Here is a 12,636-nt window from a genome sequence, read left to right on the forward strand (position 1 = left end):
TTTTTTCATTATTGAGGGGCTATTACAGGTGAGTAATCGTGCTCAGAGGATTTTTCTGGGTTAAATGGCGATTTTAGGGAGTTTTTCTCGCAATAAGAGTTAATTTCGTCCTTACTCCCCATTAAATAATGCCCTTCACCATCAGAAAAAGCATAATTGTCTTTATTGACCTCTTGCTCTAAAAACGCACGGCCTTTATTTGCCTGTTTTTGGAAAAAATCATTTGCTGCTACATTGTCTGGAAAACACATACATTCACCATGAACATGTTCTTTACCAAATTGTTCTTCAAAATCTGCAATTATAGCAGCAAGAACCTTCTCGTTTACGGATTTGGGTCCAAATGATGGAGTAGGCTTATACATTTTTTGTAATGTATCTACTGGAGGAAGTTGATCCATTCCTTCTTCATCAGATAGCCTCGTTCGCAGCAGTTCAAATGCTTGTCGCTCTGCGATGCTCAATTGTTGCTGTTGCGCTTTAACCATTAAAGCCGCATCTTGTTCATTAATGATTTTTCTTAATTCTTCAAGTGTCTTAGTCATCATTATACCTTTCAACCTCATTTACTTGTACTTGAGAATGGTACATTAAAAAAGAATAATAAAAGCGAGCACATCTGTATCTTTACACTTTTCTTTCAAATTGACTTTTTTTATCTAATTATTTTATCGTTAATTTGGTTTTGGCGGAAAACGCAAGTTCCAGGTGATTTACACCGAGAAAAAGTAACTCAGAAAACCTTATCAATGCCCTATTCCAACCGCAAAGAACGCATGAGGCGAATGAGAATGAACGGTATATCAACACTCATCTCATCACCATTATCCTTTTGGGTAGGGTAGGCTGAAAAGCCCAACACGGATTAATACACGACATCAGCACTGGCTTATCAACCCAGCCTACGCTGATAAATGTGTCACGGAAATATGATTTATTTATAAAGAAAGACAAATAGCGCGCCGGAAAAATTTGATTATTATTCATTTTATAATGGCGTAATGAGTTTCTCAGCCAGTGTTATAGCCCAACTTGGATCACTATTATCTTCAACATGCCAAGCGGCCATTAGGATAAGACGAACAAATACCCAATCTTTAATTCGTTGTGGATTGAGATGGGCTTTCTGAGCCAGAAGGCTAATTCGCGCTTCAACTATATTTTTTACATCATTCCTATTCGCCAGTTCATTAACATACATAAAATCAAAAGCAGCAATTTCAAATTCTGGATCACCGACGATTCCTTTTGGATCAATTGCTAACCAACAATCTCTATCTTTTAAAATATTGTCGTGATGCAAATCTCCATGTAAAAAAATCTCGGCAGTCGCGGAAGCTAATAATTCATTTTTTAGTGCAACCGCTTTTTTTACTAAATAGGATGGGCAGTCATGATCTGTAAGTTTCTCAATCACAATCAACCAGTCTCTGATATGACGGTAATTATTTTTGCTAGATAAACATTTATTATGAAGTTTTCTCATCGTATTAACATAGCAATCCATCACATACTCAACTTGGGATGAATATCGTGATTTAAGTGTTTCACCGGGAATAGCTTGTTGCAAGAGTAAAGCATGATATCGTTCATTATGCGCTATAAGCTTAATTGAACCACTACCGTCAAAATATTTTAAAGCCAGAACTTCATCTGAAATGCTTTTTTCGTCGCAGCTAATTTTTAAGATGACTGGTTGACCAGTATTGGTGATTGCTTTAGCTACATAGTTAAAAGTCATATTATCTACAGGAACAAGATTTTTTAATTTCCAGTGAGTAGTGAGCATTTCAATAGTAATCGGCAAACTGGTAAGCCATGCTTTGCCTTTTTCACCGAACATATTCATTACATTCTGTGTTAATTTATCCATAAGCTATTTTATCTTCTATTTTGTAAATATATCCGGCCTGTTTTGATACATCATCGATGAAGCAAGCGTAGCAAACGCAGGCTGGGCTGAAAAGCCCAGCACGGATCTATGATGTAATGACAAGCTTTGTTATTGGACTTCGCATTACTGAATACGAAGCCCGACTCAGATTAATGCACAACATCAGCACTAGGCTTTTCAGCCCAGCCTACGCTTGCTAAACTTGCATCGTTTGTAAAGGCTAAACCATAAAATTAATTTCCAGGTCATTATCCAAATTAGGTTTTTGTGATTCTTTCGCCATTTTAGATTTAGTTTCTGCCGGAGCTAATAATTTTCTTATTTCTTCCTGTAAGGTTTTATACTCGGGCCTTAGTTTTACTAAAGAATCGAACATTGTACACATTACCGCATAGTTCTCTCTTTCCTTTTGACTTAAAGGAAGTTTAATGGTCATTAACTCTGCCGCTATAGGTGCTATCTTCTTCTCAAGCTTATTGATTTCTTCCAACTCTTTCTGCGAATAAGATGCTGATTTAGTAACTCGCGGAGTAGTAGGAGCGCTCATAGCTGACTTCTTAGTTGAAAATTTATCAAAAAAGCTAGTTTTTCTTTGCAACAATTCCTGGCTGGTTAGTGTGCTGTGTAAATTCAGAACATTTTTATGAATCCATTTTGCAATTATTGCAATATTATTATCGTTAGCTTGGATAGGATCCGGCAATTGTTTACTATTTTGCCATTTCTGGACCCCTTTTTCATAATCAGATTCATAACGTTCACATTGTTTAATCCCTTCATTTCCCACAGCATTATAAACCACCGAACTCAAAACTCTATTAAACCCGTCTAGCAAACAAATTCGCTTTTGTTGGAGTTTTAAATATAACTCCACAGGATCCTTGACCTCTGTCTCCTCATCCTTAGCCATAGGATCGGAAAGTGTATTTGTTCTTTTATGGGTGTCCGTAAAAAAACTTTGTTTATCCGTTTCACGACCAATTATTGGTTTTCTTAACCTAACTCCAGAATGGTGTTGTAGGTCTTCTATTTTATTGATAAGTTGCTCTATATTATTATTTTTGATATCAGAAATGGCTTTCTCAGAACGATTAAGCGGCAATGGGCAACCTTCTCGAAGTGAACCATTCCATATTTCCAGAAGGTGTTGGTAAGCTTGATTTAAGATCTGCGCAGAGTCCAATTGAAGTTGATAGATATCTTTTACTAATTGTTTTTTTGCTGCTCCAGAATCATCGTTTTTAAGCCAAATGAGTTCTTTGATTGTTCTAATTTCCGCTTGATGTTTTTTTATTTCCAATGGAGTTACAGAACCGTCAGATGCCTTTAAAATATTTTCCTTTTCTACTAATGTTTGCTGAAGTTCTTTTTCATCAATAGTTGAGATATCTGTATTTAAAACGCTCCAAATTCGGTCTTCCTCCTCTAAAAACGGAAGCAATTGTCGCATTTGTATCATGTAAGGAAGCAATCTTTCGAGAAAATATAAAGCTTCCGGTATATAAAGAGCTGCTGAGGCTTGAAAGCCAGCTCGTTTAGCTGGATCCATAGTTGTAAGCCACTCTTCAATGGTATGAGAAGAACCTTTTAGGGCAATAATGTCAGACAATGTTCTATCTGTATGATTAATTTCCTCCATTGAATTAAAACTAACTCTATATTTTTCGAGTAGACGCGTGTCATTGTCACTAACTGAGTTTCTATTTTGTTTCGAATTACTACCAGGCACAATATTTTCCTCTTTTGACTACAAAATACATTTCTTGGTTTCACATTATACACTAAAAGAAAAGCGTAAAGGATAAACATATTGCTTTATATAAAAACGAAACTTTAAACTCTAACCGGGGCATTGGGGAATCACACATTACGGTTCGCTAATGTGGGCAACACTTACTCAAAAATGAAAACCTTGATTATCCCCATAGTTCCACCAAAGCTACTGCTGATATTTTATTAACAAGACATTGAATCGCATGTTAGCACCATGGATCCTAATGGAAGATTTGCCTTAACAAAAACGCATAATATGTGGACTTATATTCTAAAGGATACAAAAACAGGTGCACTCTGGCACTATCAATTTTCAATAAAAAACGATGAATCCAGATGCCGTGTTCCGCTTTCTTCCAGCAAAAAGTCTTAGCTGATTTTTTTTAATAAAAAAAGCAAGTCTACTATTTGATTTGAGCAAATTTTTCCGAGCTAGAAGTTTTTTTATTAATCGATGAAATTGACCCGAGTCCTCGCGGTGTCTGCCATAACTCTCATTTATTGATTTGTAATATACCTGGAGAGAGTCGCCACGTGCACGAATCTCTAATTCCTCCAAAATATCGTTAATATTTGTTTTTAAATCAGTAACCCCGCGTTCGTTGGGAAAAATTATATATTCCCAATTATCATCCACAAGCATGTATTGAATCACTGATGGTTTGCTTATACCTTTCGTAACCCCTCTGATCGCAGCTCGACTGGTCATAAACTGATAAAAATTGATAGATATATCATTATAATAACGGATGAAAAACCCCTTTTTTGAACGAAACCTCATCAGTGTTTTACCGTTTTAGGAATTTGACAAAACGCCAAAGCCTAATATGCTTAAATATAGTGCACTTCATTCAGCACCATTTATTCAAGGAGAATAATCATGAGTGATTTTGATAAAAATGCAAAGGAAATAAAAAACAAAACAGCCGAACTATATGATACAGCTAAAGAAAAGGCTGCAAAGGCTTATAAAGAAACGCAACCCAAAATCGATGCGTTAGGCACTCAAATAAGTGACACAGCCTCTGATTTATATGAAACAGGCAAGGAGAAAATATATCAAGCGGAAGACTATATTGAGGATTCAATTACCACTCTCTCTAAATCAATTCGAAAACAACCATTAACTTCTGTGCTTATTGCAGCAGGTATTGGCTATCTTTTTGCTAAATTTATTAAGTAAATAATGATAAAGAAAAAGGGAGCTCGCCAATCGATGATGAAACTCAGATACAGAATTAAGTTGCTATATTATAGTTAAGACAAAAATGGAACCCACTCCCCAGGACAACTAAAACATGAAAAACCTCATGATATCCAAAGACCCTAGGAAAGGGATCAGGCCATTTAAAAGCATAGATCAAAGCACCGAGTGTATAGGTAACTCCTCCTGTTATTAATAACTGGATATTTGTTGTGTCCAGCGAAGATTTAATTTCGGGAAAATAGAGAATTCCAATCCATCCCATCACAATATAAAGAAGCGATCTACTCCATTTGGGTACGTGAGTCCATAGGGTCGTTACGCAAATTCCAATTATTGCAACTAGCCAAAAGATAGATAAAAGCTGCAATCCAGACGTGTTTTTTAACTTAAGTAGACAAATGGGAGTTACTGTTCCCGCGATTAAAACAAAAATAGCCGCATGATCAATGCGTCTCAATAATAAATATTTTTGCCGACTCCACATGCGGATATGATAAAGCGCACTCACGCCATACTGTCCAATAAGGCTTATACTATATATTACACTGGCAAAAACGGCATAAGCCCCATTGCTGGAAATGATTAGTATAGTGCATGCACAAAGAGTGATAAAAAATGCTGCCAGGTGTATATATCCACGAGCAAGAGGTTTCATACTTAATAGTCTACAGCTTTTTTAAATTCTTAATCAAGGGTCTTCGGAATGGAAATTACCCCAATTATGAAAAGAGCCTAGATGAATTCAAATAAAGAAAATACTACACTAGATTATTAGTTAAAATATTGGTGTCTGTAATAATTTATTCTAATAATAACTTCTTAGGATACTTGATTAGGGCTTGATTTTTTCGCAGCCTACTAAATGATTTAAACCCGTCAATAATGCATTAAGATGATGAGGTTTCAGTTTTGCCAGACCACAGTTATCTAAATAAAGATGTGTTAAAAACTGATTACGACCTAAGACCGCCACTAAAGCAGTAAATTCGTCGGAGGTTAACTTATCTAATGGGTAATTACTTAAATCAAGGACCGTTTCAAATCCCTTTTTCACAAAGCGGGCTTGTAAATCAATCGGTAAACGAGACAAAGGCACAGCAACTCCTTGCAAATTATTATTTATGACTTAATTTTAAATTTTTCCCAACACAGGACTCTCGGTAGTGTTTTTAAGGTAATGGGACAATTGAGCAATTTGGCCAAGTCGCCCCTGACTGAGCGGCCCCTGCCCCATGCGTTCAAAGTCCTCCTCATTCAATTCCCCACGCAACAGTATTTCCTTAAGTGCCCATGCCTCATCCAATTTTTGAGTTTTACTGTAGTAACCAAAGCGAAACAAAGTCTGGCCACAGACCGTCACATGACTTAAGTATTCCTCTTCGCCTTCCCGAGTCCTAATGTAGTCATCCAGCATTATTAATTGAATCTTGCGAATAACTTCGGTTTGACGCCGTTCAATCGCCATTTCCAACGGTGTTTTTTCAACCCGCTCTACATTAGAGAAAAAACTGGCAAAATAAGTGGGGGGCGCTCAATAACCGCCTTGATCGTAATACTGGCCCCAGCTTCAATCAGGTTTATCGCCAGCTCTTCATGCCCCTTGGCAATAGCCAAATGCAAACTGGTATAATGGTATTGAGTAAACCAATCCTCGCCTGGCTGACGTTCTTTTTTAAAGCAATGGCATCAAAACTAAAACCTTCTTCGCGTATTTTGGCAATTAAGTGTAATGCCTGCTCCTGGAAACCCATCTCACAGATTAAATATAATGGGGTATAGCGAAAATACTTATTGTCAGGATCGTCATCCATAGGGAAGTTTGAATTACCATTTGGATTTTTTAATTGGGATCCGCCAGTATTAATCAGCAGGGAAATGGTTCTCTTCATTGCTTCATCAAGACGTTCTCTCGCAGCAGAGAAGGTATTGAAAAGAACTAGCGAATCCTTAAGAGGCTCAGTGGTGATATCCAGTAGTTTCTCTAAAGTTTCATATCCTGCACTCTTAGCAACAGTAGTATATGCAAAGGAGAGAGGGCGTCTTCTATCTCCTGGGAGAACCTCGCTAGTATGAAGCAAGCGTAGGTTGGGCTGAAAAGCCCAACATGGATCTATGATGTAAGGACAGGCTTTGTGGGGGACTTCATAACGCTGAATGCGAAATCCAACTCAGACTAATACGCCAAATCAACGCTGGGCTTTTCAGCCCAGCCTACGCTTGCTTCGTATGTTGCTCCCTGAAAATCCAACGTAGGTCGGGTCAAGACCCGACATTCGAGCTAATTAGCTTACATGGCCGAAAATAGTTCTTGACCAATAATGATGCTCCGCTGGACCCAATAAATCAGTTTTTTTGCCATGATGAAAAAAAGAATTGGGATCAGTAGACGGTTTTTTGAGAACCGAATGAAGCATGGCCAGGTTATGAGAGCTTATACTATCAATTTCGACTGATTCAATCTCAGTATTAGCCAAGCAGTCGCATAAACTTCTCCATAAAGATTCAGGCATCTTAAAAAGATCATTGCCGCGTAAATTTATTTTCTTAACGTTCCCTATTCTTAGCATGGTACCAAAGGTTTTCAAGCATTCTGCATCGAATTGCATCTCCAAATAGTTATAAGATAAGTCCAGTGTTTTAACATTCATTCTTCTTAAGAACTCTCCCAATTCCCTGACATCTGTATTAACTGATAATAGATAAGAAAAGTTATGTAAAACTAATTGATGTACGCTTGCCCCGGCCTTTGAAAATGCTCTACCTATGGTATCTAATTGTAAACTAGAGAGACCAATTGAAGACAAGATTAGAGTACTTTTTTTAGTTAATATATAAGTAGCAGCCAGAGCTTGCCATCTATCTTCGTCAAATACAAATGTTACTTCATGGTCGCTCAAATCAAGGGTATCCCCTGGGCCTTGATCCATCCCCCATACGAGCATCTGTGGAGTTTCAAAATAAGAGCTAAATGGAGTTATTGATGCTTTTTCCTGACTCAAATGCTCTCTGCAAGCAACGGTTATTGCGAGAATTAATTCACTTGATGAACTGTATTGTGTAGCTGACAATATACCTGCATGCAAAGGATGATACTTATTACAAGCAATGGATGCTAAAAACCGCAAACAAACATCATGAATATCATCATGGCTGCCAGGTGCATGATGTTCCTCTTCAATGGAACTTGAATCGTAATCATAATTATCGTTGAATTCATGAGGCTCAGGCCCTCTGTGTTCTTCTCCACTGGAATTTGAATCGACACTATCCTTATCATCGAACTCAGGATTAACAGATACGCTTAGCTCTTCTTCACTGGAGATTGCATCTACATAATCATTGTCAAACTCTTCGCGTCTGTTAAATGTCTCTGATAGAAAATCAAGGTAATCCGCCTCAAATGCCGGGTTTAACTCACGATCATAACGATTTTGAATTTGACTAAACTTAAGATTCAATTCGAAAATGATAAATTGGATAAATGCTTCATTAATTTTGGCAACAAAATAATCAGTATCTTTGCTCTGTAAAAATTTTGGTGCATCATGGTTTGGTATTTTCTGTTGTATCTGATCAATGCTAAAGACAGCTTTAGCATCATAAGTTGTGAGGTATTTTTCTTCTGATTCGTAGTCTCTAATGAGCCGCTTGGCCTCTTTATAATCAAGAAGCACAGTACTACAGGTCTGCTTCATTTGATCTATGTATTGCTCCAGTTTCGTTCTCATACAACATCCTATTATTTAATGAATTATTATAAAAAAGTTGATTTCTACTTAGATTGAATATTGGGTCGCAACCTAACCTACTCACTTAGGCAAAAGTCTTTTCAAATACACTAGGCCTATTAAAAATGCAAGATAATGATTATGAAAAATCAATTGAGCGAGGTTGTGAGTACTATCAGGTCTTGCTTTTTGCCTACTGACTAGAAATTGGTAAAAAACAAGACCCCGGGCATGTATTATTGTTGATGCTGAACGACTATGAAAACCTATGCAGCTTATTACTATTATATTCTAAAGTGTATGGAAGTGATGGATTCTGCCGAAGTCATCCCCCGCAAGCCTTAAATAAAGAACAAATATAAATGCCTCTCTAATTTTGGACCGCAGTGCGGTCCGAATTGAGAATAAATATTTAATTTGGATCGCTATGAGATCCAAATCATGGGTAAGGTCATAACATAGATTCGGAACGCATTGCATTCCATAAATCATATCCAATTTGGAACACACCGTGTACCAAATTGAAGCAAGCGTAGGTTGGGCTGAAAAGCCCAACACGGATCTATGATGTAAGGACAGGCTTTGTGTGGAACTTCATAACGCTGAATGCGAAATCCAACTCAGATTCATACGCCACATCAACGCTGGGCTTTTCAGCCCAGCCTACGCTTGCTAGATGAGTTCGAATAAAGAGTTTCAAATAAAAATACTACACTAGATTATTAGTTAAAATATTGGTGTCTGTAATAATTTATTCTAATAATAACTTCTTAGAATACTTGATTAGGGCTTAATTTTTTCGCAGCAAGCGTAGGTTGGGCTGAAAAGCCCAACACGGATCTATGATGTAAGGACAGGCTTTGTGTGGGACTTCATAACGCTGAATGCGAAATCCAACTCAGATTCATACGCCACATCAACGCTGGGCTTTTCAGCCCAGCCTACGCTTGCTACATCCCTCATTAAAAATCTAAAAATATCATCTGCTGGTATTTATATTATGATATAAATTTTGAATAATTAACTCGTTTACCCCCCATATACCTGCCACGTTTAAGTCCTGAATTTTAGTCTAAAATTAACATAAAGAATCATTTTTTATAGGTTGTTGTATGCGCATTCAACTAACTGATATTTTTGCAAAAGATAAGAATGGTAAATTTCTTAAAGATAATGATGGGGTTTTTCTGCTTAATCCAAAAAAATTGCCAGGTGCCAAAAGACCTATCTCTTCCTTTCAGGACTTACTTGATACTTTGGATCGCGTAACCAGCATTAGCGATGATCCCGACGTTACTACTGCAACTAAAAAAACATATGTTAAAGAATTAACCAAGTTATTATTAAGAGAGTTACAGGAACACCTTAAGAAAACCAAAGCTGATTGGCACGATGATAAATTTAATCCCAAAATTTACATTGTGGCCAAACAATTAGAGGCACTAGCCTATTTGACTGGTGAAGTGGAGTATATACGCAAATATATTTTGCCTATTGGAAAAGAACCTGACGATAAAGAAGTCATGCTATTTCCTAATTTAGAGCCTATAAAATGTGACTATCAAAAATACGAAGAGACCAATTTTCTTGATAACGACAGCGAACTAGCATTTTCGAATTTTGAACGAGAACTACTTACGGTTCAAATGATTCTACGAGTTTTAAATCCTCGTTTCATTAATCAACGTCACGAACAGGTATGTGGTGTTAATGCATTTGTACATAACATAGCCATTTTCAATCCATTACAGTATGTCGAGATGGTTGGATCCTTGGCTGAAACGGGCGAAGTTGATATACAAAAATTAAGCTTCAAGCGGGGTAGTTTAAAAGTTAAAGTAACAAAGAGCATTACTGATAAACAGCCGGCAGGAGAGGATCTTGAGGAAATTCGTGACGTGGATCATGTTATTTTAAATGGTATACGAGCCTCGGAAAACGCATTGATGAGTTATGATCAGGAAAGTAGTGAAGTTGGTAAACAGTTATTTGGTGTCACCACTTCTAAAGAATTAAAAAGCTGGATGAAACAATCTAGTTTCCACAATGTCCAGAATATTCCTATTCACGATCGTGATTCAATAAAGCAACTCGGTCAATTAATCCAGGATGGGTATATGGTTGGTTTTTTGGGAACAGCCACACTTGCCAATATTATTATAACCCCTGAAGACGATTTACCGGCAGAGCAAAACAAGATTAGTCAAGCCATGGATGGGCATTTTTTTGTTATCAATAATATAGAATATGATGAACAAAATGATAACGTAAAAATTCGTATTCTCACTTGGGGAGAACAATCAGAGGCAACTATTCCATTTAAAGTGTGGGAGGCTCACAAGGGAGTCATTGGAGGGGCCACCGTTGGTCAAACCCCTTATGCTGCTTTTCTAATGCGTGCCAAAGTGAAACAAATGAGTACCGAGAGCACTTTTTGCTCCCCAGAAGTTTATTGTATGTATGTGAAAAATATTATTAGTGGGAATTCTGAATATAAAGAAATTCAACATATGATTGATGATGCTTATAAACATACAAATGGACAAACATGGATGGAGTCCGCGCAAAAAATACAAGATTATATAGAAGGATTACCAAAGGAAAAACGCCCTAAAGATGTGCCCCACCCAATTTCATTGATTCCTTCAGTGACCCCTGAAGTAATTGATGAATTCAACCGCATTCATAAAATGGAAAATCGTGGCGAAAAAATCGAAGCTTTGAAAAAAATGGGGGTAAAAGATAATATTGAAGTACAAAGGCAATTAGTTGCTTTGTATGCTCAAGAGGGCCGATGGCCTAAAATTAAAGAATTGTTTACCTCAGTTCCTTCGTACAGAGAAATAAATCGCACTATAATGAAAGAAAGTCTGCAAATGGGTTGCAATCGCGCAGAAACAACGGGAGTTTCAGTTCCTCAAGATATAATTTCTTTAATAAAAGAGAATACTTTGCTAAAAGCAGAGGATTTAGTTAATTATCTAAGTGATATTACCGGCCTTCCTAAAGGGGGAGCTTTTACTTATGGAATAAAAGGTAGATTGTTAGAGGTTGTTAATATCCGAAGAATGGAAGAAGGAAAAGATAAAGTAGATACCTTGCAGAATTTCAAATTGGATAAAAAGGATGTTGTGAACTTTGTCTCTCTGCTTGATAGAGAAATTCATAAAAGCAACCCAGCTCATCTCGGGATGAATAATCCAAAATTAAACGAATTTTGTGATTCGCTTATTGATCATTTTGAAAAGGGAATTGTTCAACCGATATCAGAACTACATGGAGCACATAAAAAATCTTTTTTTCAAAAAATGGGTGAATTTTTTTTAAAAATAGCATCTATTATTTCAGATAATGTAATCAGCAAAAACATCAATTCAACAATCGATTATAAAAGTCAATTTGCAAATATGAAGGAGAGTTCTGAAGAGGTCATAGTAAACAATGATCTTGCTGCAAATAGATATTAGGGATTGAAGGTGATGTTGTATACTGCGACACAAAAATCACCACCACAAGCTTAAAAGATCCTTTACCTAAAATGCTACGACATGGAGAAACATATATATATGTAACTTCTTGGAATAGTTTTTTAGAGTTATGTAACGCAAATAAATTTAGAAAAATCAGTATATATGTTTATGTTTCGTCTCTACAAAAAGAAATTAATTTTAATTTTAGCAAAAATATGCTTACAGAAATAAATAATCGTAAATGATTAAATCCCACTTCTTTATGAACTCTAAGTGACGAAAGTGACAACAGTGACATCCGCAAAAACTTAATTTTTATCTGGATTGTTTTTTAATCCATAAACAATACAATTGGACTGGTTTTTAATCACTTCATTTCACCTCTAAAAGTTTTTAGCTTGAGAATTGTTTTAATTTCATATTTATGCTCAAAAATTAGAAAAGAAGACTGCAAATAGATTAGGCAATACTTACATTTCATTATCCGACTAAAAGCCTAGCAAGGAAACAAAAGGAACTTTTATAGGAACGTTTTAAAACACCAGACTGTTTATGCAAACGGCC

Annotated in this window: 11 protein-coding genes; 2 read left to right on the top strand and 9 right to left on the bottom strand. The window is 36.5% G+C overall.

Annotated features, from left to right (window positions below; genetic code table 11):
* Positions 1-8 precede the first annotated feature (8 nt).
* The 3 genes from LOX96_RS16420 to LOX96_RS16430 all read right to left on the bottom strand — a co-directional run bounded on the left by LOX96_RS16420 (position 9) and on the right by LOX96_RS16430 (position 3,623).
* On the bottom strand, positions 9-548 hold the full coding sequence (locus LOX96_RS16420; RefSeq protein WP_250424560.1) for a hypothetical protein: 540 nt from the start codon (positions 546-548) through the stop codon (positions 9-11).
* Between the two features lie 440 nt (positions 549-988).
* The gene (locus tag LOX96_RS16425; protein ID WP_250424559.1) at positions 989-1,873 is read right to left on the bottom strand and encodes an aminoglycoside phosphotransferase family protein; all 885 of its coding nucleotides are present in this window, start codon (positions 1,871-1,873) and stop codon (positions 989-991) included.
* A gap of 241 nt (positions 1,874-2,114) precedes the next feature.
* A complete protein-coding gene (locus tag LOX96_RS16430) occupies positions 2,115-3,623 on the bottom strand; it encodes a hypothetical protein (protein WP_250424558.1) in 1,509 nt (502 codons plus the stop codon).
* Positions 3,624-4,547: 924 nt separating this feature from the next.
* Between LOX96_RS16430 and LOX96_RS16435 the strand changes: the two genes are divergently transcribed.
* Positions 4,548-4,850 carry a hypothetical protein gene (locus LOX96_RS16435; RefSeq protein WP_250424557.1) on the top strand — a complete coding sequence of 101 codons (303 nt, stop codon included), beginning with the start codon at positions 4,548-4,550 and terminating at the stop codon, positions 4,848-4,850.
* Positions 4,851-4,905: 55 nt separating this feature from the next.
* Here LOX96_RS16435 and trhA read toward each other — a convergent pair whose 3' ends face one another.
* The 6 genes from trhA to LOX96_RS16455 form a co-directional block, all read right to left on the bottom strand.
* Positions 4,906-5,529 carry a PAQR family membrane homeostasis protein TrhA gene (gene trhA / locus LOX96_RS17745; RefSeq protein WP_431606656.1) on the bottom strand — a complete coding sequence of 208 codons (624 nt, stop codon included), beginning with the start codon at positions 5,527-5,529 and terminating at the stop codon, positions 4,906-4,908.
* Between the two features lie 177 nt (positions 5,530-5,706).
* Complete coding sequence (locus LOX96_RS16440; RefSeq protein WP_250424556.1) at positions 5,707-5,970, bottom strand: hypothetical protein; 264 nt, start codon at positions 5,968-5,970, stop codon at positions 5,707-5,709.
* A gap of 36 nt (positions 5,971-6,006) precedes the next feature.
* Positions 6,007-6,339, bottom strand: coding sequence for a hypothetical protein (locus tag LOX96_RS16445; protein WP_250424555.1), 333 nt, complete (start codon positions 6,337-6,339; stop codon positions 6,007-6,009).
* Positions 6,340-6,365: 26 nt separating this feature from the next.
* Entirely contained in the window at positions 6,366-6,494 is a 129-nt protein-coding gene (locus LOX96_RS17750; protein ID WP_431606664.1) for a hypothetical protein, read from the bottom strand.
* Positions 6,452-6,952: a hypothetical protein gene (locus LOX96_RS16450; protein WP_250424554.1), complete on the bottom strand. Its 501-nt coding sequence runs from the start codon at positions 6,950-6,952 to the stop codon at positions 6,452-6,454. The genes LOX96_RS17750 and LOX96_RS16450 overlap by 43 nt, the downstream gene beginning before the upstream one ends.
* Positions 6,953-7,156: 204 nt before the next feature.
* Positions 7,157-8,602, bottom strand: coding sequence for a hypothetical protein (locus LOX96_RS16455; RefSeq protein ID WP_250424553.1), 1,446 nt, complete (start codon positions 8,600-8,602; stop codon positions 7,157-7,159).
* 1,112 nt (positions 8,603-9,714) lie between these two features.
* Here LOX96_RS16455 and LOX96_RS16460 point away from each other — a divergent pair.
* On the top strand, positions 9,715-12,069 hold the full coding sequence (locus LOX96_RS16460; protein ID WP_250424552.1) for a hypothetical protein: 2,355 nt from the start codon (positions 9,715-9,717) through the stop codon (positions 12,067-12,069).
* Positions 12,070-12,636: the final 567 nt, after the last annotated feature.

The organism is Legionella maioricensis, from assembly GCF_023618015.1.
GTDB lineage: Bacteria > Pseudomonadota > Gammaproteobacteria > Legionellales > Legionellaceae > Legionella > Legionella maioricensis.

Coding starts and splice junctions, on each gene's coding strand:
- LOX96_RS16460 (WP_250424552.1), top strand. CDS start 9,715: ATGCGCATTCAACTAACTGATATTTTTGCAAAAGATAAGAATGGTAAA.
- LOX96_RS16420 (WP_250424560.1), bottom strand. CDS start 548: ATGATGACTAAGACACTTGAAGAATTAAGAAAAATCATTAATGAACAA.
- LOX96_RS16435 (WP_250424557.1), top strand. CDS start 4,548: ATGAGTGATTTTGATAAAAATGCAAAGGAAATAAAAAACAAAACAGCC.
- LOX96_RS16425 (WP_250424559.1), bottom strand. CDS start 1,873: ATGGATAAATTAACACAGAATGTAATGAATATGTTCGGTGAAAAAGGC.
- trhA (WP_431606656.1), bottom strand. CDS start 5,529: ATGAAACCTCTTGCTCGTGGATATATACACCTGGCAGCATTTTTTATC.
- LOX96_RS16455 (WP_250424553.1), bottom strand. CDS start 8,602: ATGAGAACGAAACTGGAGCAATACATAGATCAAATGAAGCAGACCTGT.
- LOX96_RS16445 (WP_250424555.1), bottom strand. CDS start 6,339: ATGGCGATTGAACGGCGTCAAACCGAAGTTATTCGCAAGATTCAATTA.